This is a genomic window from Pseudomonas sp. P1_C12 (assembly GCF_056406435.1).
The window spans coordinates 402,654-425,962 of record NZ_JBFUAE010000001.1 but is presented as its reverse complement, the minus strand read 5'-3'; the positions used below and the strand labels follow the sequence as shown (position 1 = coordinate 425,962).

Sequence of the window (23,309 nt, the reverse complement as noted above, 5' to 3'; positions counted from 1 at the left end):
AGGTGATTCACGATGGGTCGTGTTAAAGCAGAACGTGTTGCTCTTCATCAAAAATGGCGAGCCCATCCAAGACGGCAGCGTCGGGATCGAAGATCAACAATCGCACATCCGCCAATGCCGCCAGATACAGTACGTTGATCAAGGCTTCCGGCGTACCGGCGTCGAGTTGTTCTTGTCTCAGGCTTGTATAAGGTTTGCTCTCAATTCTCAGCAGGTTGTCGTCTGTCCATGGAGTGCCGATCAGTTTGCAACCGATTCCGTGGCAATCCGGCAACGCGAAAAGCTCGAACAAGAGCCCGGTTTGCCTCGGAGCGGTATTACTGACCCACTCCTCCAGATAGAACATCGCTTCTGCAGGAAGGTGTGCGGTACTGATCTCCCAGGCTCGACTGTAGTGTCCTGTTTCGAAGCGCAAGCGATGGACCATGGCTTGGGCCTCTTCCAGGGAGTACAGGTCACCGAGGTGATGCCGCTCGTTGAGCATTTCGCCCATCACGGCGTAGATCACTTGGCGCACCAGCCCGTTGGACGGGCAGCGCTCATCCAAATCATCCGGAATGGATTGACCTTCGCTGATCAAGGCGAAATCGTCATAGAACAGACAGGGGAACAGTTGCAGCTCATGGTCGGGCAGATGGGCCTGTGAGTCGTGCACGGGGCGAAAGCAGGGAGGGCAGTCGTCTTCGTAGGTGATCAGTAGCAGCCGTTCGATATGCAGGTTGTCGTAGCCGCGAGCAAATGGGTTTGAGCACGCCAGCAGGGCTGGGGCTAGGTATGTGGGGTTCATGAGGGTTCTCCAGAATGAAAATGAACAAGGCGCCCGAAGGCGCCTGTTAGGGTTAAAGCCAGCCATGTTCGGCCAGAGAGAGGGGACGACCTTCACCCACGATAAAATGGTCCAGTACGCGCACTTCGATCAAGGCCAAGGCCTCCTTCAACCGTGCGGTCAAGACGCGATCCGCCTGGCTGGGTTCCGTACACCCTGAGGGGTGGTTATGAACCAAAATGACAGCGCCCGCGTTATGGGCCATGGACCTCTTAATGACCTGTCGGGGGTAAACGCTGGCGCCATCAATGCTGCCGTGAAAGAGGACTTCGAACGCCAGCACGCGGTGCTGGGCATCGAGAAAAATCACACCGAAGACTTCATGCTCTTGTTGCACAAGGTGCAGTTTTAGGTATGAGGCCACGGCGCCAGGTGACGTCAGGTTAGGGCCGCGGGCGAACAGCCGACGATCTAGAATATGCAGTGCCTCGTCGATCACCTGGTTTTCTTGGCTGATTCGATCAGCCTCGACATCCGAGGTTTCAATCAGCGTGAGTTGAGTGCTCATGGGGGTACCTCCGAAGGGAACAATCAGGGGGTACACGCCCGTGGGGAACGGTGTCCCCGAGGTGGATATAGAAGTCGCCGGCGTTAGTCGATGGCGCGCTGTTTACAGCCGCGTGAATCGATGGCGCTGGCCGTGCAGGGGTGAACCACAGCCGTCGCAGGGCGATGAGGAAAAGGTTCTTATTCCCCGGCTGGTTTCGGGATCGAAGTCGGCACTGATGGGCATCAACCGAACCAGCCCACGTTGCATCGCTGCAATGCGTTTCTCGATTTCATCCGCCGTGTAGTAGAGCGATAACGTGCTGTAGTCCTCGTAAGCCACAGCGAACAGGCAGTCGTCGCAAAGCCAGAAGGATTCCATGAGGGTTCCCCTGTGCGGATTGAAGAAAAGGCGCTCGACGGAGCGCCTTGATGGGGAACATCGTGGACTGTTCAGGCGGACTGAACGGTACGGGTGGCATCACGGCGGGCCGTGCGGGGAGCAGCTGGAGATTCAGGTTCGACCCGAGTTTCTATTGGGTTTTCACTCTCCTCAACTTCGGCATCAGCCGATGATGGGGATGACTCACTGGTGGGCGCTTGCTCAGCAGGTGCTGTTGCTTCCTGCCTGGCGGGCGCTTTGTACTCGAACGTGCCGTCGATCTTGATCCAGTCGATGAACAGCAAACGACCTTTCAGACTGGCGCCCGGTTGACCTTGTTTATCGCCTTTCTCGTAGAGAAACGGATCGATCCACAGGTCGCCGATACGGAACGACAGCAAGACCTTTTTCTCGGCCTTGACGGCGTCCATATAGAGACGAATCAAGCGTTCAGCTTCGCCCCCAGCGACTTTGCAGTCGAAGCGGGTGTACTCCACCGCATCGGTGGCACCGTGCAGGGCTGCGATATCGCAAGCCATGAATGGCTGGCCGCGGCGGACTTGTACTTCACGAACACGGTTGAGATAACCGATACCGACGGTGTGCAGATTGAAGTAAGTGGTCGCTTCTTGGGAGTGGTTGGCGTGGGCCATGGTGGTTCTCCTGTTTCAAGGGAAAACGGCGACGCACAGCCCCTGATGGGGAAGTGAGCCCCCGTCAGGGTGGGTATGGTGAAGGCGAGCAATGAACGACTCGCCACTGGCAAGCCGATGACGATCAGAACGTTGCATCTCGGGGAAAGCGGTGCAACTGAGGAGTGTCTGCGGTAGTGGTCCGCAAACATGGGGTAGTGAGCATTCATCACCGCTGAAGCGGTAACCGTGCGGGCTTCCGAACGCTGATCGCACTTGGGTAAACCACCACGAACGTGGCGTAGCCTTGAAGGTTCAAGCTACCTGGGCTGGGCTGTCGACGACAGCGAACCACGCCCTTTGTATAAGCCTGTCCCAGGGGAGCGTCAAGACGCTGCAACCCAGTTTTTTATGGCCGGAATTCAGTGGCAGTCACTGGAATGAAGAAAGTGAAGAGTGAGCCTGACGGGTCGCCAGGCGAGGAAGAGAAAAGCCACCTTTGGCGGTCTTACGCAGTCGACAAGCTCCTCGCAAAACTTGGTTTAACTGCGCCATGATTCGCCAACCGACCCTTGTCGTGGCCTGGGTCGGAAGCTGTTGGCACGCATCCGCGCACAAAGGGTGCCCAATGTTTCCCCGGTGGGCTCCGGGGCTGAATACGATCGCCGAGGCGGATGACCACTATTGCCTGGCAGAGGCAATAGTGGTCATCCGCCGCCGTGATCAGGTCGAGCACAAATCGGGAACGAAATTCCCCAGAAGAAATGGCCCCGAACTCTAGGAGTCCGACCGAACTACCCGGAGCGAATCGGTCTTGGGTCGCCATTGGCGATGATCCTGAGGCACTACAGCAGAGAGGATGGGATGACGTCAAGGCAGAGTGCGTTGACTTAAAGGTCGCCCCAATATTCAAGTTGATCTTCAATGATGAGTCATGGACGAGGCACATTTTTGCTGATCGGCACAGTGCCCTTGCAGTCCGGGTAGTGGGAGCACGACCAGAACGGCCCTGATTTTCCCTTACGTCTGAGCATTGAGGCGTTGCAAATGGGGCAGGCTGGACCGGTTTCTACCGGTAACGCCAAGGTGAGCGCTCCACAGTGTTCGACCAATTGCGCAATCCAACTCGCCTGCTTGGCGACGAATTCATCCAGAGTCAGACGCCCTGCTTCGATTTCGTCCAGGGCCTGCTCCCAGATCGCGGTCATACCCGGATCTGCGATTGCAGCGGGTACCGCCTCGATCAGGGTATGGGCCGCCGCAGAGGCCATCAAGGCGCGTTTTTTCTTCAGCAAATAACCGCGATCAATCAATCCCTTGATGATGCCGGCTCGCGTGGCTTCGGTACCGATACCGGTGGTGTCCCGAAGTTTCTGTTTCAGGCGGGGGTCGTTGACCAGTTTGGCCACGTTTTTCATCGCCTTGATCAGATCGCCCTCGGTCAGCGGTTTGGGAGCGGCGGAGTGCATGGGCTTGAGTTCGACGTCGTTCACTGCGCACCGAGTACCCTGTTGCAAGACGGGCAATACTTGATGCTTTTGACTGGGCTCATCCTCCTCGGTGTTTTCGTAGAACAAGCCTTTCCAGCCCTGAACCAGAATCTGTTTGCCAGCAGCGGTCAATCGTTCTTCGCCACACTCCAGTTCGACCTGGGTTCGATCAAACTCATGATGCGGAAGAAATTGCGCGAGGTAGTGGTAACGAATCAGCTCGTAGACATTGCGCTCTTGTTGAGACATCCGCGCAAGGTTCGCGGGTTCGGTGGTGGGGATGATGCCGTGGTGCGCGGTGACCTTGGCATCGTTCCATGCCCGTGAGCGCAATGATCGATCGACGCTTCCGAGTGCGGGCCGTAGTGCGGGATCCGTTTTGAGCAGGGCATCGAATACCGCGGGAACCTCGTTGAACATACTATCCGGCAAATAGCGGCAATCGCTGCGTGGATAGGTGGTGGCTTTGTAGGTTTCATACAGGGATTGGGCAGTGTTTAGGGTTTCCTGAGCGCCGAGTCCCAGCTTGCGCGAGCAGACTTCTTGCAGTGTGCTCAGGTCGAAGGGCAGGGGCGGCGGTTCTCGGAAATGCTCAGTCTGCAGCGAGAGTACTGTGGCGGTCTTACCGCTAGAAATCTCATGGGCCGCCTGAATGGCCAGCGCTTGTTGCTGGCAACGACCTACCTCGTCCTGCCCTGAGCTGGGTGGTAACCACGACGCGATGAATGGTTGCCCCATTGAGGACAGGTGCACCTCCACTTCCCAGTAGGGCACCGAGACGAAGCTGGCAATCGCACGATCCCGATCGACCACCAGACGTAAAGTGGGTGTCTGGACACGTCCAACCGATAGTACGCCGTCGTAACCCACCCGCCGACCGAGAAGGGTAAATAAACGACTGAGGTTCATGCCGATTAGCCAGTCGGCGCGGCTTCGGGCGACGGCTGAGTGGTAGAGCGAGAAGGTCTCCTGCCCAGACCTCAGCGAGGACAGTGCCTTGCGAATCGACGCCTCGTTGAGTGCGGACAACCAGAGGCGCTGAACGGGGCCTCGATACCGGCAGAGTTCCAGTAACTCGCGGGCAATCATTTCACCTTCGCGGTCGGCGTCGGTGGCGATGACGACGCTGGTGGCTTCGCTGAGCAGACGCTTGATGACGTTGAACTGTGCTGCGGTCTTGGGTTTGACCTCGACCTGCCACTGCGCGGGAATGATCGGTAGATGATCCAACGACCAACTCTTGAATTGCTCGCCATAGGCTTCAGGCGGTGCTGTCTCCAGCAGGTGGCCGATACACCAGGTGACGATTGAGTCGGTGCCGATCAGGCAACCATCACCACGCCGATTGACCCCGAGTGCCTTGGCGATGTCCCGACCCTGGGAAGGTTTCTCGCAGAGGAAGAGGCGCATAGAACTGCTCCGGATTGAGTTCGGAGCAGCGTGGTTGGAAACAGCAGTGGCGAGATATGAGAAACCTGAATGACAGGTTCCTCATATTAGTCGGTGAGGGCAGGCTTGAATGGGCCGGGGCGGCTTGTAGTGTGGACGACAGGTGGGTCTTCACGAGCAGCGAGTAAAAAAACAGCTCAGCAACTTCGCGCAAAGGCGCAATTCTTATGCCTGAAGTCTGTCAGTCCGTAGATGGCGGCCCTCTGCGTTTTTTGGGTTTCGACGCAGGTGAGCTGGCCTGCTCTGTGTTTTGCCCGACGTGTGTCGCAGATGCCGCTGGTTCACTGGAGCGTTCGCGCATGACCACGCTGTGCATCCGGTGAGGCAGCATGCCGACTCGACGGGCCTCGATCTTGAAGGTGACCCGCGCATTGTCTTCGCTGTCCTCCCACTCATCGCGCACGGTGCGGCCTTCGACCAACACGCGCATGCCTTTCTGGTACAGCGTGCTCCAGTGCTCAGCTTCGCGGTGCCAGAGTTCAACCGGCGCCCAATAGCCGCCTCGATCTTCATAGCTGCCCTCGCGTGGCACGGGGTTGTCGAAGTACACATTCAGCCGTAGCAAACGCCGTGGCTCGTCATTGCCTGATGGAAATTCCTGGAACTCTGGCGCACTGCCGATATTGCCTTCGCCGACAAAAAAAGTGCTCATCCTGATACCTCCACTGCGGTTGTGAATTGGCGCAGTAACCGTTCGGCACTGGCCATTTTGATCGCGCAGGTTGATGCCTGGCGGTAGAGCGAATGCACCCCGCTCATTTGCAGGTTCAGTGCAATGCGGTTGCATTCGAATTGGTACAGTCCCTCGCGCACGACCTGCGGCAGGGCTTGGTTGCTGACCTGGCGTTCCCAGACCGCAACCCCCATACGGGCGAAGTCACGGGTGCGCCAACGCAAAAAGGTGCTGCCCGCGCTGGTGTTCTGCAGCACCAATCGAATATCCAAGTGTGAGTAAGGGGGCTGTCCGGCTTGCTGCACCACAGCCTCCATCAGGTGACATAACTGCGCCTCGATTTCTCTCGCCACCTGCGCCAGGTGCTCCAACTCTCCCTTACCCTTAAAGGGCTTTAAAAGGCCTTTTAGGGAGGGTGCGTGTTCGAGCTGTCGATAGGCATCCGGTGTCAACGCTTCTAGGCGTATTGGCTGAGCCTGGATCATCGGACTCATGCTTCATCCTCCGGCTCATCCACCGTCACAGGCGGCTCTCCTTCTTGCTCTGCCAACGCGTTGCCGTCATCCATTGCCACAGCACCACGACGAATGATCGGTGGCGCAAACTGGGAGCGGCGATGACCTTCAAGGATGTCCATGGGGGGCAAACCCAATTTATCGATGGCTGCCAGGGCACGGGCGTTGTTCGCCGCCATGTCATCACGCGTGACGCCAGCATGCCGATAGCGCTGTGCCTGGCCGAATAGGCTGCGCAGCAGATGGGCACCGTCATCGATCCAGGCTTCCATGTCCCTGCGACCGATCAAGGCAGTGTGATGGGTCAATAGGGTCCGACGCACCAGGGTGTCGTAGTCGGTCAACAGGTAGACCGCCAGAAAACCCAGCTGGCTGCCGATGTACAACGGCAAGGTGACGGGGTGGATGTTGAGGTTGTCGCCCATGTCGATCTGGGTCGGCAGCTCTTGTCTGATCCGATCCAGCTGTTGGGTCAGTTCCAGCATCCCGGCCTTGGCCCGCATCAGTTTTTCTTCGAGTTGCACGATGGCCCAGTCGGCATAGGGATCGTCCTGGGCCGCGGTTTGTTTGATCAGGTTGGTGACACTGATGTAGCCGGCCATGCCCATGATCGAGTGGACGCCTTCGCGTGCGGCCCGACCTTGCCAGATGCGGGCGGCGTGGTGAGTGTGCAGGGTCAGGGTGATGCTGCTGCGCAATGATCCCAGGTTGAGTTGATAGTGATCGGCCACGGTGTTGTCCTCGCATAAGCTTGGACGGGAACGTTGCGACAGATGAGGGTCAAGGGCAGCCAAAAAGCTGAATGCGGTCTATTCGGTTTGAGAGGGTTAATTTTAGAGACGTTCGTGAGTGATGCCAGTGGCATCATTTCCATCGATGGCGATGGCGATGGCGATGGCGCTCGGATTGCGCAGGTTCGGCCCTTTGCGATCTCACATTAGAACTCAGTAGATTTGATGCCACTGGCATCAAATCTACTGACGTCCAGGGCGTTTGCCGCGCAATTGGCGTAGCTCATTCAGGCACGCTTGGGCGAGGACGGAGGCGGGTTCGCCCTGTTTTCGGGATGGGCGCGAGGATGCCGTTGGGGGCGGTTCTGCAACGGGTGAGGGTTCTGTCTGACCTGCCCAAGGACGAAAGTCGCCTTTCAGTGCGCGCTGGATCAGGCCCATCAGATACGCCGCTGGCTTGCGGATACCTCCTGCCGTACAGCGTGCGCTCGCTTCGTTGAGCACCGCCTGACGATCCGCTGGTTTGAGCTTGTTCAGCGCCACGGCGACGGCCTGACGCTCGCTTGGACTCAGGTGCAGCGAATCGGGCCAGTGCAGGTTATCCACCGCTGGGGTCGCGTGCGGTACAGTACATATACTTTCTTTTAATACAGTACAGGCGGCGTTCGGAATCCGAACTGCGCTGGAAATGCTGGCGTTTAGACCCGATTCGGAATCCGAACGAGGGCTTGCACGATTCCGAACAAGGTGATCTTCCCCCAGTTCGGAATCGTGCATAGTGGTATCAGTTGTCTGATCCAATCCTTGCTGCGTCCAGTGTTCACCCCAGCTGTCGAGCCGGGTGGGGAGCTGACCTAAATCGATACGGGTGTCCTGGCGAATTTCTTCCAGAACATGCTGCGCGACAATGCGCACAGCCTTCGTTGCATGGCCGAGGGCATGTCCGACCAGCTCCAGGTAATCCTGATCCAGCTCCATGGCTTCGGCGGGGGTTAACGGCTCATCGTGCAGGACGTACAGCGAACCTTGTAGGCGCCCGCTGAGCTGATCGCGGCCACGACTCACCAAGCTGAGCCAGCGTGTGAGCCTAAGCATCGTCAAGACGCGAGCAATGGTTTCGCGGGAGGCTGACGCACCATAGGGCACGCTGGACAGGTAAGGCTGCAAATCCTCATAGCGCGGAGTCACCACACCCTGGCCTTGCAGCATGAGTCGAAACACCTGCCAGGCATTCCGTTCCAACGGTGTCAGACGATTATCCAACAGCAGGCGACGCGGCACGACTTCGTGTGATTGGCCGCTGAACAGAAAACCAGCCTGCAGAGCCTGGTTGGACGGTTGTTCGGTGGTAGGGCGTGCGGGCCAGCGTTCACTCAGCTGCTGGGTACATTGCTGCAGGACACGCTGCCAGCGACTGGAAGGGGCAGTGTTCATGTTCCATTGCTGTACTGGTCAATCTGCTGCCAAACGATGGTCAAACTGATCTGTTGTTCTTCGGCCAGCATCATCATGGCGTCGAGCTGATCCTCGGTACCGTCCTGAGCGCGTAGCTGGCACCATCGCTGCCAGAGTGCATGTTCCTGCGCTTCGCTCAAATGCTGAGGACGGCCCTTACGGGTTTCTATCTTGAGCAGACGTCGACGCAGGGCGGTTTCCGAATGCGCCAAGCCGAAGCATTGATACATGATGGTGCTGCTGGCGCCTAGCTTGAGCGCTCGGTTGATCAACCGTTCGTTCTGCTCGTCGCGTTCGGCTTGCTCGATCAACCGATGTAGCACCGGCGAGTCAATCTTGACCTCAACCCAGGGTACGGTGGCATGGGCCAGGCGCGATAGGGTGGTGGGTGGTAAGGATTGCAACAGGTAGATGTCGTCCTCACCCAGTCCGAGTGCCTTACAGCGTTGTAGATTACCCAGGCGCAGTTCGTGTAGCACCTGAGTCAGCATGGCCTGGTTGAGCACATTGAAGGACGGGCTCATGGCAATTTCTCCGGTGAGTCGTCTTCAGGGGCAAGCGTTAAGTCGATTAGACGACGAGCCAAGCGGATTAGGCGATACAGCTTGAGTAACAAACTGTCGGGCAGCCGCTCCAGTCCTACGTCCACGGCGGGACGATCGGTCAGAGGGAGTTGATAGATTCCCAGCAACAGCTGGCCAAACAGGGCGGAGGGCAGTTGCTGGCGATCCTCCCAGTTCACGTCGTCTTGAGCGCGTAATAGGGCCAGGAGCAGTAGGTGAATACCGGTCGCTCGCGGTGTAGCAAGATCAAGGTGCTCGATGTTCAGGGCGTAGCCCAAGCCAAGCTGCTGATCGATGATGCTCTCGGGATGTCCGGCATAGGCCGCCATTTCCCGCGCCAGTCCAGCAATGGCTGAGCGCAGTTGTTCGGGGTTATCCAGTGTTGGTGCGATGATCCAGACGTCGTCGATCGCACAGGTTTCAACGGTCGGTGTTACTCCAGTGGCAGTGTCGCGCTCGATTTGTTCACGAATCTGTTGAACACGTGACGGAGGGCTGACCGCTGAGACGACATTCGTTTTAGGTGGTGAAAGCAGTTCCTCTCGCGTTGGTTCGCTCTGTGGCTTGGTCACAGTTGATTGGGGGCGGGACTCGGAGGAGTGAGGTCCTGACGCGGCTTCATCAACGTTCGGTAGATGGTTGTTCACTGAGGGCGTGCTGACGACAACGCCAGGCGTCGAGATTATCCGTTGGGTATCGCTCAGCTCCAGGGCCAACATGCGGTAGGACTGTCCGAGCAAGCGGCTCATGCGTTCGAGCAGTTCATCCTGGAGCTGCTGAAGATCGAAGGATTCAGGTTCGGCATCGAAGTAGCTCAGGGTCTCGAGCCAAAAATCGGTGAACGCAACGGTGGCGGTTGGATAACGGTTCCAGGTACGTTCAGCCTGGCTACGCAGAGTGATTAGACGTTCGATCTGCGGCTTGCCCAAACCGGCATACAGGGTTTGTGGAATGGCGGGCAGTAAGTGTTCAAGGGTGTCCAGCATCCGGCTGATGTGCGACTGCGAAATCGGATAGCCTCCAGCGGCAAGACGTCGTGCCAGCTCACGTTGTGAGAGCACAGTCCCCTCCGGTTCGAGCATGGTTTTGAGTTTGGCTACCGCCAGAGCACGTTCGATGAAGGTGAGTTGGCCGTGCAGATCGCTTTCGGCCAGATGGCCGAGTAGGGCGGTGATTTCATTGGTCCAAGGACGGAACAGGCAATGAATGCGAAAGAAGCGCTCGTCGCGGGTTTCCTGCCACAGCTCGCCGAGAATCGCCAAGCGCGTATTACCGCCGTTGCGGATGATGAAATAGGTTTCACCCGGGCGGCGGGTAATTGGTGGCGGTTGATCCAGCCCGCGTTCACGGATCGAAGCCTTGATATCGTCGTATAGCGGATTACGGATGAAGCGTGGGTTGTGTTCGTAGGGTCGCAACTGCTCCAGAGTGACCAGCATCGGCGTGTCAGTAAGTGGATCGGATACCCGCTCCAATTCTGGACCTCGTAGGAAGTGGTCCTGGTGCAGCTTGTCGGTGACCTGCTCCTGACTGAGCCTCTTCATCTGACCAACCTCCGTTAACGCCGGTTGCGCAAATGGTCACCGACCTCGAATTTGACGATCTCGGCAGTGCCCGAACCTTCGAAATGTCGGGAGAGTTCTGCGAGGAACCACCCCATGGTCGAGCGCCCACCCTGCAGGCGAAAGACTACGGTGCAATACTCGTCGCAAGGTGGACGGTGGGCTCGAAGGGGGGGCTGAACGATGGTGGGAAGCTGATCCAACATCAAAAGACTCCTTGCCAAACACTGTTGGCCTCAAGGTCGATCAAACACAATGACGGGGTGAGAAATGTGGGATTATCGATTCGTCTCATTGATCCTCCGCGCGCCTGCCCACCGTAGAGATCGCTTCGCGCCATTCCGGAAACAACTCGATGGCCAGTGCTTGTATGGTTTCCAGCGCCGATGGCGTTAGTCGTTCTCGTAAGCGACGCGTCTCGATTCGGTGGACCGGCAGGCCAAGGGAGGCGGCATTGAGATACGCCACTCGGTCTGGAACGACGGTGTCTAGAACCGAGATGTTGTAAGCCCCAGTGAAAGTCTCGCGCAGGCCACGGATGATCATCCGTGTGTCCACTCGAATGGAATTCACCTGGTTTAGAAGCAGTCGCAACGGTGGCGGTGGAATGCCCAGGTGGCGGAACGGTTCGAGGTCGCTGAGCAGCTTCAAGGTGCCGCGGTGCAGTTCGCGGGCGGCGAGCATTTCCGGGGTGATGGGAGAGAGGGCGAGATCTGAGGCGAGGATGGCCATCTCCAGCAGCACGCTACGTGCGCCCTGAGTGTCGATCAAAAGCAGGTCATAATTGAGACGGAAATTGTCCAGCAAATTGTGCAGCCTTAATCTCCCATCGGGGGAATGCAGCAGCAAAGTGTTCAGTCGGCCTTGATCATCGTTGGAGAGGATCAGGTCGAGCCCTGCAATCACCGTTCTGGAAACAATCTGTGCAGGAGTTGTCAGGTTGAGTGCTATGAACTCGTACGCACCAGCAACAGCTTTCTGGCTCAAGGCGTAATAGCTGGAGAGAGTGGGCTGGCTATCCAGGTCCAATAGAAGGACGCGCAGGCCCGCATCTGCAAGAAGGCCGCCGAGGTTGGCGGTCACCGTGGTCTTGCCCACGCCCCCTTTAGTCGATACCACCGATACCACACGCATGACATCAGGCCTGCTGACCTAAGCGTTCAACGACCCAGCGCTCGATCTCCAACGAATCCCAGCCCACGGCACGCAATCCAATGCGCTTAGCTTGAGGGAATTTTCCTTCCTTCATCAGGTTGTAGATGTGCGCACGCTTGAAGCCGGTTTTTCGCTCCACCTCGTCACGCCGCATGATGTGACGTTCTACTTGCAGTTGAGGTACTTCAACGATGGGTGAGGATTGGCTGGGCATGCTGGTCACTCCTGGCGCTGATTGGCGCGTGGTGGGAAGTGACCTGAATTGAATAGCAGAAAACAGAGGTAGTCATTGCACTGCAATCAAAGGAATTGCAGTGCAATGCATCGATTACTTGTGTTTCTTGAGACTACGGTTGGCTGAGGCAAATTTTTCGTCTAGCGTTCGTTTGCTGAGACCAGGCACATCTCTGTAGCGTGCGAGAACAGCATCGACGATTGCGGCTTGGTTCTTGAATACGGAGAGAGGCTTTCCAGCGGGTGAATGGCCCAGCAGCAGGTTGACTAAAACACCAATAATATTCTGATACGTGATTTCGCTACGCTCACTGATGTGGCCATGCGTTTTGACCAATGCTTTGAGCTCATCTCGCTCTAACCCGATTGATTGAAGGTCTTTTAAAAAATCTTGATGGTGCCGCCGCAGCGTTTCCAGCTCTTGCAGGATGACATCCCGATCAGCTTTAAGTGCTAGGTAGGTTCCTAGGCTGACTTTTTCATCAGCATCCTTACTGGGCTCAAACAGAAAGCTAGGCTTTTGATCGGGATAGTGAACCTGCATCCAGTTGCGCAGATCAGAGTGGCGTACTGTCAGCTGAAAAGGTTCTACGTAAGTCCCCATGCGAACCGAAATACCGAGACACCCATAAGGCAACTCACCGTTACGTACAGCGTCATAAATTGCTTCAGTAGTCGCGCGCAGGCACGGCCATTGTGGGAATATTTTTCCAAGCCTCTCTGGGCAGATCTCATCAGCTCCTATTATTTCTGCTTCATGACGAATGAGGTTGCACCAACGTAATGCTGCTTCAATCGGTCTATAGAAGGTTTTAGTTTGTGGATTGAAAATATATACAGACATATGCGAACGGACCTCCGTTTCCGATGGTCCGGCCTCCCGTGGAGCATCACTATGTCAGCCAGGCTGAGCGCAGGAGCTGTACTTCCGGATTCGGCACTCGGTGAGGTCAGTCCATCTACCTATTGATTCGTTGTTTTTCCTTGATACGACGCTAGCTGCTTACCTCGTCCATTCACCACCAGAGAGGTATGTGGATATGGGCAAAGTGGGGCGCAGGTCAATTCCAGACGGTAAATGTCTGGTAAGGTTCAAGTAGTAAAATTGGTGTTTGATCAGTAACAGGGTGTGGCCATCGTCACGGATCTTTTCCAGCAGGCCGCACAACTGGGCTTTTTTTGCTGGTATTCATTTCGGCGGACGGCTCGTCGAGGACCAGCGAGCATGGCTCGGAGGCTAGGGCTCGGGCGATTTCAGGCCCAGTTGGTGGGCTGTAGACGAAACTGTCGACGCGATAATCGGTGAATGACGCAATGGCCGCATATTTGAACAAGCGGTAGGCGATTTCACCTGTTTGCGCTTCTTCTTCCAGGGCCCTGCGATGACGGCTCAAAACCGCCCACAGACCGTTGCCAGGGGCGCACATGGCAGCCGACCATGACATTTTTCGGCCCCCTTCAGGCATTGAGCAGGCAAATGTGCTGAAAGGTTCGGGCGACACCATCCTGTGCCACCTGAAGTACCGTGAACCGTGATGGTGGGTAAGCGTCTGGGCATTACACCTTGCGTGATGATATCCAGTTAGCTGTAGCGACTCACCGATCTCACAGGGCTTGTCTGCCTGCATATCGGGCCACACGCTAGCATGATGATTGACTGAGCCCGAGAAGGCCTCCATATGAGTATCCCTACATCATCTGACGAAGCCGAGAGCCGACTTCCTCGAACCCGTTCCGCACATAGAAATCAAGAGTGCGCTTCCATTTTGATTGCCCGGGCGCTCAAACTCCCGTCGCGTCCATCCACGAGCGCGGCTTTCCTGCAAGGCGACCTCAAGCATATGAGGGCAATCCCGTCGGAGCGCATGTCCGGTCAAACATAAAGCTCCGAAAACTTTCCGAACTTGTCTCCCGAATGGATCGTCATGCATTCGTTCAGTACCATGATGTCGACCGGCTCGCCATCTGCACTTGTGACCACGGCGACCACGCCAGCACCGGCAAGCACTGTCTGCGCCCTTTGTCTGACGACGTCGGGGGGGCGCTTTCCCGCTGGAGAGCTCATCGAGCATGAAACGGTCGACCGCCTCGGCATCCGTTGCGTTGGTGCTGCGAGTGGATACGATGGACATTTTCTCTTCTGCTTTAGCAGTTAAGGAACGGTGCCTTCCCAAAGCGGACAACATCACCAACATTGGTTGTATATCAAACAGTCTGCTATCCAAAATCTTCACCGGTTTCAGGGGCAATGACTGGAAGTGTTTGAAATTCTGAAGTCAATTCGCCGTTAAGAAATGCGCACTTTTCCAGAAGGTCAGGCCATCTGAATGCGCGAACTGCAATGTTTGCAATACCTTGCATTTTTTAAATCCCAGTAAATACCTTTTTCAGAAGTGTATGGCAGCTGGACCGTTGATTTGCGGCGCAATGGGGCGAAGGCATGACAAAATCCTGCATTTTTTCTCATCAACCTCAGGATTCGAAAGCAACAGAAACTTGATCGCGCAGACGCAGCACGCACATCTGCAAATGGACGATGCCGATCCGAAACGGGAAGGCTGCGCTGGAGAGCATCTACGAGGACAGGTTGCCACAGTAGCCTCACCCCGGTAACACAAAATCCTGCATACCCTCCGTACTCACGCGCCTGCCGCCGCAGAAGGCCGCAGCCAAGCGAACGAGGCAAGCGTTTCATGGGTAGGCTGCGACTATGCTACCTATGCCAAAGAACAGTCTCGTTTATCACCACAGCCTGCTGCCGAAAAAGTAGATGACGCAGTATTAAACTGGTTGGTAATGACCGGTGGCGATTTCGGTTTGGCTATCTCATGGAACGCTGGGCAGCACGCTTCGTGAGCGAGCTTTTTCGCAACTACGTGGTGCGCTTCGTTGGGTGCAGCATCAATGATCAAGTGTTGCGCTCCCGCGCTGCATGATGGATGCGCTGGCCGCCGACCGATGTTGGGCGAAATTGCGCCGCAAACTAGGGCATTGGGCGACTGTGAACCTGGACAAGAACATCGCAAGATCGTCGAGTGGGAAGCGAAAGGCGTTTCCCTCATCATGTACAATGTTCCGGCTGGTAAGCGGCCAGCACGCGACAGGATGACTTTGTGGTTGAATGCTGTGAGCTGTGTCTGACAAGTCCGGATTACCAGCTCGACAGTTTGCGACGTTCAATCCTGGCTCATCACTAGATTGGCTGCTGGATGCGTTTTCCGACGAGCTCTATCGATACGGTGATCTCAACCGCTTTAGCGTACGTCCGCAAGATGAGGTGGACGTCAAGTTGCGCTTCAGGTTAGTTTGCCGTCCCGCTTCATATCCTCTTACGCCAGCGCTGATATTGGTGGCCGGTGGTATCGGACGATGTGATATTTCATCTCGCTCGCCGGCTGGTGAGGCACTTGAATGATCCGCAGTTGGTCATTTAGATTGCACGGAGGGGTGGGCAACTGCATGACTGTTGGGCTTGGCTGGTCGAGAACGGCTGAATGAGTTTGGTCACTTTGAGCGCGAGCGCAAGGCGACTGAGATGGGTGAGCCCCGTGCTCACTTACCCAACGCCATACCTAGGCTGCGATGAGCAGCGTTAATTGGACAGAGGCACAGCCTCAACGGCTAGAGCAATAAGTGGCAGATGCTTACTCCGCGTACCCAGCGTTTCGTCATCGCGAACAGGCTCGCTCCACAGGGGAGGCAGAGAATATCCATAGCACCGAAAGCAAACCAACAAGATCGACAGGGAGTCATCGATGTCATTCGTAGAGCCGACAGAAAGCCAGGGGTTTACCGATTGCCGCTCCCTCGCAATGTAGTCGCAATCGTGACTGGAACTGACGGTCGGGCTCCATGCCGAGGTGGCACAGTATTTTATGGTCAGCGCCCGTTGCGAACGCTTGCCCGGAGCCTTGACGTTTAAAAGTCCCCGAGGTCCTGCGCGTTAACGCGTTCGACCCAGTCCCGCACAATCTGCACGTTCACGCCACCAATTCTAGCGGCCTCGCCAGCATCACCCCATCATAAATCTGCGCAAAAGCCAGAAGCCACAGCGTCTGGGCAGCCTCCTTCGATAGCTGCGCCGACTTGCGCAGGTCATCGCCGATGTCATCCGTGCGAAGCCAAACGTGCTGCCCCATGCCAAGCCGTCTGTTTGCACTAGGGATTCAGATTCATCGCACTTTGTGAACCCTCAAGCGCCTGAAATAATACCGATTGGTATGAGATTCGGCGCAAAGAGATAGTTAGTACATGAGGTGCTGCTGGTCGAGCTCAGGACCGGAGACAGCGGTTGCTGATGTGAGCCACGTTGAGGCTGCGCTCACTTGGGAGCCATCAACTATGTCAGCTATTAGATAGGATGCAGGAATTCTGCATGAGTCCGCTTAAAAACACCGTAAGCCGCAATGGTGAAACCAGTACCTTGCTTGCAATGGTTCGCAGTTGTTCTTCACAAGTATCTCGGGAAGGGGCTATGGAGTCTCCGTAGAAAGCGGAGCGTTCATTGTCGAGAGGCGTCTGTGGAAGAACGCATTGCCATGCTAGACGAGCATGGGCCATGCCGCAGTATCTTGCCACAGCTTGCCTGGCTCCGAGAGGATGATTACTCCCCCCCCTGCGGAATTCTGCGCGAGCAATGCTCTATGCGGCAATTTTTGAGGCGGCATCCATGGCAATCCGGCACCACCCACAACAACACCAAAATGCTCGTATTGCGACCTCCAAAATGCCTAAGAGAATCTCCCCGCTCGAACTATTTCAATATAAGACGTTCCGTTCCCTCTGGTCAGCTTCTCTTATATCGAATCTCGGCAGCCTCGTTAGGGGGGTGGGTGCGGCGTGGCTGATGACAAGCATTTCCACGTCTCATGGACTGGTGGCACTCGTCCAGGCATCGACCACACTGCCGGTCGTGATTGTTTCGCTCGCAGCTGGGGCGCTCGCGGACAACTTTGATCGTCGGCAGATCATGCTGGCGGCTCAGCTGCTGATGTTCTGCGTATCTGTCGGCCTGGCGTTTCTTGTCTATGCGGGGGCAGTGACACCCTGGGTTCTGTTGAGCCTGACCTTCCTGATCGGCTGCGGCTCGGCACTGTTCGACCCGCCATGGTCCGCGTCGATGGGTGACATAGTTCCCCGTCAAAATTTGCAAAGCGCGGTCGCACTCAACAGCATGAGCTATAACCTTATGCGCAGCATCGGACCGGCGATTGGAGGCATGATTGTCGCAACAGCCGGTGCGGCCTTCGCCTTCCTCTTCAATGTCTTTTGTTATCTTCCCTTGATCGCCACGCTCTGGCGATGGAAGACGGAGCCTGCGCATCAATTGCTCCCGCGAGAACCTTTCAGTAACGCGATGGCTGCGGGCTTCCGCTACGTACTCTTGTCGCCGAACCTTCTCAAGGTGATGTTTCGGAGCCTCGTTTTCGGTTTCACCGCCATCATTATTCTGGCTCTGCTGCCCGTCGTTGCCCGTGATCAGGTTGGGGGGACTGCCACGACCTACGGAATCATGCTCGGTTTCTTCGGTTTCGGAGCGATTTGCGGCGCGTTTCTCATTGGACGGGTTCAGGAAGTCCTCAGCAATGAGTGGGTCGTTCGCGGCGCATTTTTCATGTTGGCCATCTGTTGCTTCTTTCTGGTATGGAGCAAGTATGTTTGGCTGAGCTGTCTGCTTCTCATGCCTGCTGGTGTGGCATGGGTACAGGCACTATCGCTCTTCAGTGTGACGGTCCAACTTTCGACGCCGCGGTGGGTTGTCGGAAGAGCCTTGTCACTCTACCAAACGGCCACATACGGTGGCATGGCTGCAGGGAGTTGGATATGGGGCGAACTGGCCGACACGCAGGGTGTTACCGGTGCCCTGCTCATTGCAAGCCTTGCTCTTGTCTTCGGTGGGCTGATCGGCATCATTCTTCCCCAGCCGGATTTTGAGGCGCACAATCTCGATCCGACTGACAAATTCAGTGAGCCGGTGCTGAAAATCGACCTGCGATCGTGCAGAGGACCAATCTCGGTGACAGTGGATTATTTAATTGATCAGGGAGATGTTGCCGAGCTTCTAAACGTAATGGCACTCCGGCGAAAAGCGCGACTTCGAGATGGTGCCAGACAATGGAAGCTGCTCCGCAACCTGGAAAAGCCTGAAATGTGGACCGAGAGTTATCACGTATCCACGTGGGTCGAATACGTGCGCCATAATCAGAGGCTGACGCACGCTGACGCTGAAATCGTGGCGCGCCTCGAGGCGCTGCACCGAGGTGATTGCCCACCCAAAACCAACCACAAGATTGAACGACAAACCGTGCCGGTCCGCGACGATATGCCGCTCAAACCTCACATTGACAGAACTTGAGCTGGAAAAATACGAACATCTTTACCACTGCGAGGCGTGACGGGAGGAGGCCTTGAAATCGTTCTTGTCTCTTGGACCACAGTGGTCTTTGGTGGTCACTACGAGGATAAAATCCGTGTTCCCGTGACGTAATACTTGATCGCACCGCGCGCGTCTTACGTTTTGCGGCCTTGAGCCGATCGATAATGTCAGCAGTCCGATCTCGTTCGAGTGAAACGAAAACAATCATCGCGATCTGACGGCCAACAGCCTTTGCGGAAACCATGGGGACCTCTGCCTATTGGGAGCTTTAGCCCCCAAGCGTTTCCACTACCATTCTCGATTCCTTTGTTCGAGCAATGGTGATGGCCGATCCGCTCACAAGTCTGTTGCAGGGATTGCATCGGGGTAAGTCCCGTTTTCTCAGTGCCAGACTCAAGCCAACGATAGACAACCGGGTGCTCCCGCCGGTTGTTATTGCGCCACAGCAGGCGGGTGGTGTTCCAGCACTTCAACCTGTGGTCGCACATGAGCGCCCTGGAAAACGTCATGGATGCCCCGGCGCATGTACTGGGGATGAGCAAGCAAGACGCTCGGGAAAAAGCCGAACACTACTTGTACTAGGTCGGCGTCGCACACCGCAAGGGTGCCTATCCGGCACATATGTCCGGTGGCGAGCAGCAGCGGGTGGCGATTGCCCGGGCGCCGGCGATGGAGCCGGAGGTGATGCTCTTCGACGAGCCGACCTCGGCGCTCGACCCGGAACTGGTCGGCGAAGTGCTAAAGGTGATGCAGGACCTGGTCCAGGAAGGCCGCACCATGGTGGTGACCCATGAAATGGGCTTTGCTCGCGAGGTGTCGAACCAGTTGGTGTTCCTCCATCAGGGCCGGGTCGAAGAAGGCGGCACCCCCCGCGAAGTGCTGATCAGGCCTCAGTCCGAGCGACTGCAGCAGTTCCTTACCGGCAGCTTGAAATAACCCGGCACACCGACTGTTGGCCACGCACATCAACAGTCGGCTTCGGATACACAGGTGCTCAACTTGTAACTGCAAACATTGAGCCGGAATGCCCAATCCCTCGAAGCGCTTGACGGCCTATGCCGCACCGATGATGCGGGGCCGGCGGAAATCGGCCTGACCTGCATTCGGATCATCGAAAGGTGACCATTACAAGGCCGCGCTCTGCGATCAAGCGGTCGACTTCTGCCGCCTCGTTTTCCGGTACAAGCCGCGACATGCAATGCCCCGAGAGCCCGCCATCTTGGCGGCATGAGCAAGCTGCAGGATTTCGGCGTCTGGGATCCGATAGCAATATCACTCCGACGGTCTTAGCCCCTACCAATCCTGAAAGTGCAACCAAGGATCAGATTACCGGATTACCGGATTACCTGATGCGCTGTCGCGACTGGACCGGGCCCGTTTCATTCAATGTTGGATTGCCGCCTGCGGTGGCTGGAGAAAAAATTAAACTGCCGCCCGGAATCGACCGTGAACTGCAGAAAACGCTGTATTGGTGCAGTATTTATGCATGAATCTATAGAAAATGCAGCATTTTCACTACTCGATTGGGTCAATATTGTTACCGAGACCTGTACTCGTCGGCCCATTTCGATCCTCGCGATCCAAACGCTCATTAATGCCGATCGCGATGAAATGATCCACCTGGATCTCAATGGTAAATAAGAAGCATATGTTGTATCGCGTGGAGGATAGGGGTAAAAAATTAACGATGGCAGGGATGCGCTAAGAGGCAAATCGAAGTACTTGGATTTAGACGATCCTGCGGTGCGGAGATGTGCTGGGCTCGATGATTTAAACCATAGAATAAATATAAGGAACTCAAGTATGCGCAAGCTCATGATGTTAGTGGCAGCATCGCTTACAGTTGTGTCTACAGTACTGTCGACCGCAGCCAATGCCGGTCAAGTGCTCGACCACGTGCTGGCCACAAAAACCCTCACAGTGGCGGTTGGGACGGACTGGGGCAAGATGTCATTTTTGAATGACAAGCAAGAACTCGATGGTTCTGACGTAGCCGTTGCAAAGGCCATCGCTGACCACTTGGGGGTGCAGGTGAAATTCGTGACACCGGGCTGGGATATTATCGCCGGAGGCAAATGGCAGGGTCGCTGGGACATGGCCATGGGTCAGATGACCCCGACCGCGGCGCGTGCAAAAGTATTTGACTTCCCGGCTATCTACTTCTACGGGCCGGTATCTGCCGTTGTTCACAAGAACAGCAAGGCGACAAAGCTTTCTGATCTCGATGGCAAGGCGTTTGGCGTTGGGGCAGGCACCTCGGCGGAGTCCTATGTCAACCATACTTTCACACCGAACTGGGTCGCCGCTCAGCCAATAGAATTCAAATTCACAGCTGGAAAGGTGAAGAGCTATTCAAGCTCCATTACTGCGCTTGACGACCTTCGACTTGGCGATGGTGTTCGGCTTGATGCAGTCGTCGCTGACACACCGATAGCGCAGGATGCGATAAAAGCCGGCTACCCATTAAAGATCCTTCCCGGGACCTTGTTCGCCGCCCCGGCAGCAATTGCAATTCTCCATGGCGACAAGGAGTTTAGCGACGAGATTGCGTTAGCCGTCAAAGGTATCAGGGATAACGGTAAGCTCTCTGAGCTGACGATGAAGTGGTACGGCGAAGATTTCTCTGTCGAAAAATAATAATGTCATAGCGGTCCAAGGCTAGTCGGGCCGTTTTTTTGATGAGGATTTCTCATGCTTTATAAAGATACAGTTGAATCAAGGGTGCTGGTACATAACCCATGGTTTGTTGCCTTGATCTTTGCGGTTGTGTTCGTGGTTTTCTTTGTGTTCAATCTTGCCGGTACCACTATGGGTGAGCTCATGAGACCGGTCATTGGCGATCCGTTGAATAGCGGTTTGTACGGGCGTTTCGCAACAGCCTTGGTTATTGCGCTCCTATTATGTATCAACATCGTGCTGATCGGTTGTGTCTCTCTGATATGGCAAATCGGTATTGTGTGGTCTGAATTGCTTCTCTTATTTCTCGCCTTCTTCAAGTCGTTTGATCTAAGCCTACCCTTTATTTGGACAAAACTGCCCTTCCTGATCACGCAGGGCGTGGTTACTACAATTTATGTTTCGGCGATTTCACTTGTCTTTGCATCAATTCTCGGAGTTACGGCGGCTGTCGCAAAACTTTCAACTAACGGTTTCGCTTACGGCATTGCTAGCTTTTACACTTCGTTCTTCCGCGGCGTGCCGCTACTTATGCAGATTTACCTCATCTATCTCGGGTTGCCGCAGCTGGGTATTGTGATGGATGCTGTGCCATCAGGTGTGTTGGCGCTTTCGTTGTGCGTTGGTGCATACATGACGGAGATTTTTCGCTCAGGTATCCAAAGCATTGATCGCGGTCAGTGGGAGGCATCTCGCTCACTGGGTTTCGGCTTTGGGCTCACCATGCGCAAGATTATCATGCCGCAGGCGCTGCCTATCATCATTCCCCCAATGGGAAACACGTTCATCTCAATGCTTAAAGATAGCTCACTCGTCTCTGTCCTCGGTGTATGGGAGCTTACATTTCTCGCGCGCACGCTCGGTCAGAGCACCTTTAATCACATGGAGATGTTGGTTGCTGTGGCTATTCTGTATTGGGTTCTATCCGTTTGCCTTGAAATAATTCAGTCCAGGATTGAAAGTCATTACGCCCGGAATAAGACGCGATGAACGAGGGTGCACGCGAAGCGGCGAAGTTTACAAAGTGGCAAAGACTCACCACGGTGAATACTGACGCTTCGCGATTTAAATCGACTTCGATCTGGCAATATTTGGGCAGGAGTAAGGCAAGATGAGCTTGAACACATTTGAATCGACGAACGTCACAAAGCGACAAAGCACTGACGAGGTCATAAATGCCGATGTTACCCGAACTGGATTGACTCCGGATCAGGCGCGATTTCGGAAGGAGCACGCGGTAGTGAACGCGGACAAAATTATCGAAGTAAAGAACGTCTCAAAGTGGTACGGCAACTTTAGAGCGTTGACCGACGTTAACCTCACCGTCCGCAAAGGCGAACGTGTCGTCATCTGTGGACCGTCCGGATCGGGGAAATCGACACTGATCCGGTGTTTCAATCGGCTTGAAGCGCATCAGGAGGGCGAGATTATTGTCAATGGAATCAACTTACATAGCAAAATGCGCAACATCTCCGAAGTGCGTAAAAATGTCGGCATGGTGTTCCAGCACTTCAATTTATTCCCGCACATGACGGTCCTAATGAATTGCATGGCGGCGCCGATGTGGATCAAGGGTGTTCCCGAGGCCGAAGCGAGAAAAGTTGCTCTTGAGTTCCTTGAGCGCGTTCGAATTCCGGAGCAGGCGAATAAATATCCGGCTCAGCTTTCAGGAGGACAGCAGCAGCGCGTCGCCATAGCCCGTTCTCTTTGTATGGAGCCTGCGGTCATGCTGTTCGATGAGCCGACCTCTGCACTCGATCCGGAGATGGTCGCCGAAGTTCTCGAGACAATGACCAGCTTGGCTCGCGATGGCATGACCATGGTCTGCGTCACACACGAAATGGGGTTCGCGCGTTCTGTTTCTGACCGTGTCATTTTCATGGATGCTGGGAGAATTATAGAAGAGGGCGCTCCTCAAGACTTCTTCACCAATCCTAGGCATGAACGAACTAAACTGTTCCTTAGTCAGATTCTCCGCCACTAATAGCCACGTCATGAGGAGGCTCGCGTCGCCTTGTGACGGTTTTGAGTGGTGGGGTCATATAATGACATTGTGATTAGTGTGACCTTAGTTAGCATCGTAAGCCGCAATTCGGAATGACTA

Annotated in this window: 21 protein-coding genes and 1 pseudogene; 5 read left to right on the top strand and 17 right to left on the bottom strand. The window is 55.5% G+C overall.

Annotated features, from left to right (window positions below):
• Positions 1 to 22: 22 nt before the first annotated feature.
• The 17 genes from AC1D19_RS02005 to AC1D19_RS01925 form a co-directional block, all read right to left on the bottom strand.
• A complete protein-coding gene (locus AC1D19_RS02005) occupies positions 23 to 787 on the bottom strand; it encodes a DUF5983 family protein (protein WP_477762181.1) in 765 nt (254 codons plus the stop codon).
• Between the two features lie 52 nt (positions 788 to 839).
• Positions 840 to 1,334 (bottom strand): RadC family protein, encoded by a 495-nt coding sequence (gene radC / locus AC1D19_RS02000; RefSeq protein WP_477762180.1) that lies wholly within the window; start codon positions 1,332 to 1,334, stop codon positions 840 to 842.
• A 102-nt stretch (positions 1,335 to 1,436) separates the two neighbouring features.
• Positions 1,437 to 1,694 (bottom strand): hypothetical protein, encoded by a 258-nt coding sequence (locus tag AC1D19_RS01995; RefSeq protein WP_477762179.1) that lies wholly within the window; start codon positions 1,692 to 1,694, stop codon positions 1,437 to 1,439.
• A gap of 71 nt (positions 1,695 to 1,765) precedes the next feature.
• Positions 1,766 to 2,347 carry an STY4534 family ICE replication protein gene (locus AC1D19_RS01990; protein ID WP_477762178.1) on the bottom strand — a complete coding sequence of 194 codons (582 nt, stop codon included), beginning with the start codon at positions 2,345 to 2,347 and terminating at the stop codon, positions 1,766 to 1,768.
• A gap of 911 nt (positions 2,348 to 3,258) precedes the next feature.
• Positions 3,259 to 5,226 carry a DNA topoisomerase III gene (locus tag AC1D19_RS01985; RefSeq protein ID WP_477762177.1) on the bottom strand — a complete coding sequence of 656 codons (1,968 nt, stop codon included), beginning with the start codon at positions 5,224 to 5,226 and terminating at the stop codon, positions 3,259 to 3,261.
• A gap of 220 nt (positions 5,227 to 5,446) precedes the next feature.
• Complete coding sequence (locus AC1D19_RS01980) at positions 5,447 to 5,917, bottom strand: single-stranded DNA-binding protein (RefSeq protein WP_477762176.1); 471 nt, start codon at positions 5,915 to 5,917, stop codon at positions 5,447 to 5,449.
• A complete protein-coding gene (locus AC1D19_RS01975) occupies positions 5,914 to 6,432 on the bottom strand; it encodes a DUF3158 family protein (protein WP_477762175.1) in 519 nt (172 codons plus the stop codon). The genes AC1D19_RS01980 and AC1D19_RS01975 overlap by 4 nt, the downstream gene beginning before the upstream one ends.
• Entirely contained in the window at positions 6,429 to 7,184 is a 756-nt protein-coding gene (locus tag AC1D19_RS01970) for a PFL_4669 family integrating conjugative element protein (RefSeq protein ID WP_477762174.1), read from the bottom strand. Before AC1D19_RS01970 ends, AC1D19_RS01975 begins: the two co-directional genes overlap by 4 nt.
• Positions 7,185 to 7,427: 243 nt before the next feature.
• Positions 7,428 to 8,618, bottom strand: coding sequence for an STY4528 family pathogenicity island replication protein (locus AC1D19_RS01965; protein ID WP_477762173.1), 1,191 nt, complete (start codon positions 8,616 to 8,618; stop codon positions 7,428 to 7,430).
• Positions 8,615 to 9,163 carry a DUF2857 domain-containing protein gene (locus tag AC1D19_RS01960; RefSeq protein ID WP_477762172.1) on the bottom strand — a complete coding sequence of 183 codons (549 nt, stop codon included), beginning with the start codon at positions 9,161 to 9,163 and terminating at the stop codon, positions 8,615 to 8,617. Before AC1D19_RS01960 ends, AC1D19_RS01965 begins: the two co-directional genes overlap by 4 nt.
• The gene (locus AC1D19_RS01955; protein ID WP_477762171.1) at positions 9,160 to 10,746 is read right to left on the bottom strand and encodes a ParB family protein; all 1,587 of its coding nucleotides are present in this window, start codon (positions 10,744 to 10,746) and stop codon (positions 9,160 to 9,162) included. The genes AC1D19_RS01960 and AC1D19_RS01955 overlap by 4 nt, the downstream gene beginning before the upstream one ends.
• Before the next feature lie 14 nt (positions 10,747 to 10,760).
• Entirely contained in the window at positions 10,761 to 10,970 is a 210-nt protein-coding gene (locus AC1D19_RS01950; RefSeq protein ID WP_477762170.1) for a hypothetical protein, read from the bottom strand.
• Positions 10,971 to 11,055: 85 nt separating this feature from the next.
• Positions 11,056 to 11,898, bottom strand: coding sequence for a ParA family protein (locus AC1D19_RS01945; RefSeq protein WP_477762169.1), 843 nt, complete (start codon positions 11,896 to 11,898; stop codon positions 11,056 to 11,058).
• A 4-nt stretch (positions 11,899 to 11,902) separates the two neighbouring features.
• Positions 11,903 to 12,133 (bottom strand): AlpA family phage regulatory protein, encoded by a 231-nt coding sequence (locus tag AC1D19_RS01940; RefSeq protein ID WP_477762168.1) that lies wholly within the window; start codon positions 12,131 to 12,133, stop codon positions 11,903 to 11,905.
• A 114-nt stretch (positions 12,134 to 12,247) separates the two neighbouring features.
• The gene (locus AC1D19_RS01935) at positions 12,248 to 12,997 is read right to left on the bottom strand and encodes a hypothetical protein (RefSeq protein ID WP_477762167.1); all 750 of its coding nucleotides are present in this window, start codon (positions 12,995 to 12,997) and stop codon (positions 12,248 to 12,250) included.
• A gap of 295 nt (positions 12,998 to 13,292) precedes the next feature.
• Complete coding sequence (locus AC1D19_RS01930; protein WP_477762166.1) at positions 13,293 to 13,658, bottom strand: hypothetical protein; 366 nt, start codon at positions 13,656 to 13,658, stop codon at positions 13,293 to 13,295.
• A 2,475-nt stretch (positions 13,659 to 16,133) separates the two neighbouring features.
• The gene (locus tag AC1D19_RS01925) at positions 16,134 to 16,292 is read right to left on the bottom strand and encodes a hypothetical protein (protein WP_477762165.1); all 159 of its coding nucleotides are present in this window, start codon (positions 16,290 to 16,292) and stop codon (positions 16,134 to 16,136) included.
• A 497-nt stretch (positions 16,293 to 16,789) separates the two neighbouring features.
• On the opposite strand from AC1D19_RS01925, the gene AC1D19_RS01920 reads away from it, so the two are divergent.
• The 5 genes and pseudogenes from AC1D19_RS01920 to AC1D19_RS01900 all read left to right on the top strand — a co-directional run bounded on the left by AC1D19_RS01920 (position 16,790) and on the right by AC1D19_RS01900 (position 23,189).
• Entirely contained in the window at positions 16,790 to 18,508 is a 1,719-nt protein-coding gene (locus AC1D19_RS01920; RefSeq protein ID WP_477762164.1) for an MFS transporter, read from the top strand.
• Between the two features lie 465 nt (positions 18,509 to 18,973).
• Positions 18,974 to 19,465 (top strand): annotated as a pseudogene (locus AC1D19_RS01915) (ATP-binding cassette domain-containing protein); the annotation flags it as partial.
• An 867-nt stretch (positions 19,466 to 20,332) separates the two neighbouring features.
• Positions 20,333 to 21,166, top strand: a complete 834-nt coding sequence (locus tag AC1D19_RS01910) for a transporter substrate-binding domain-containing protein (RefSeq protein WP_477762163.1) — start codon at positions 20,333 to 20,335, stop codon at positions 21,164 to 21,166.
• A gap of 54 nt (positions 21,167 to 21,220) precedes the next feature.
• The gene (locus AC1D19_RS01905; protein WP_477762162.1) at positions 21,221 to 22,195 is read left to right on the top strand and encodes an amino acid ABC transporter permease; all 975 of its coding nucleotides are present in this window, start codon (positions 21,221 to 21,223) and stop codon (positions 22,193 to 22,195) included.
• Between the two features lie 265 nt (positions 22,196 to 22,460).
• Positions 22,461 to 23,189, top strand: a complete 729-nt coding sequence (locus AC1D19_RS01900; protein WP_477762345.1) for an amino acid ABC transporter ATP-binding protein — start codon at positions 22,461 to 22,463, stop codon at positions 23,187 to 23,189.
• Positions 23,190 to 23,309 lie beyond the last annotated feature (120 nt).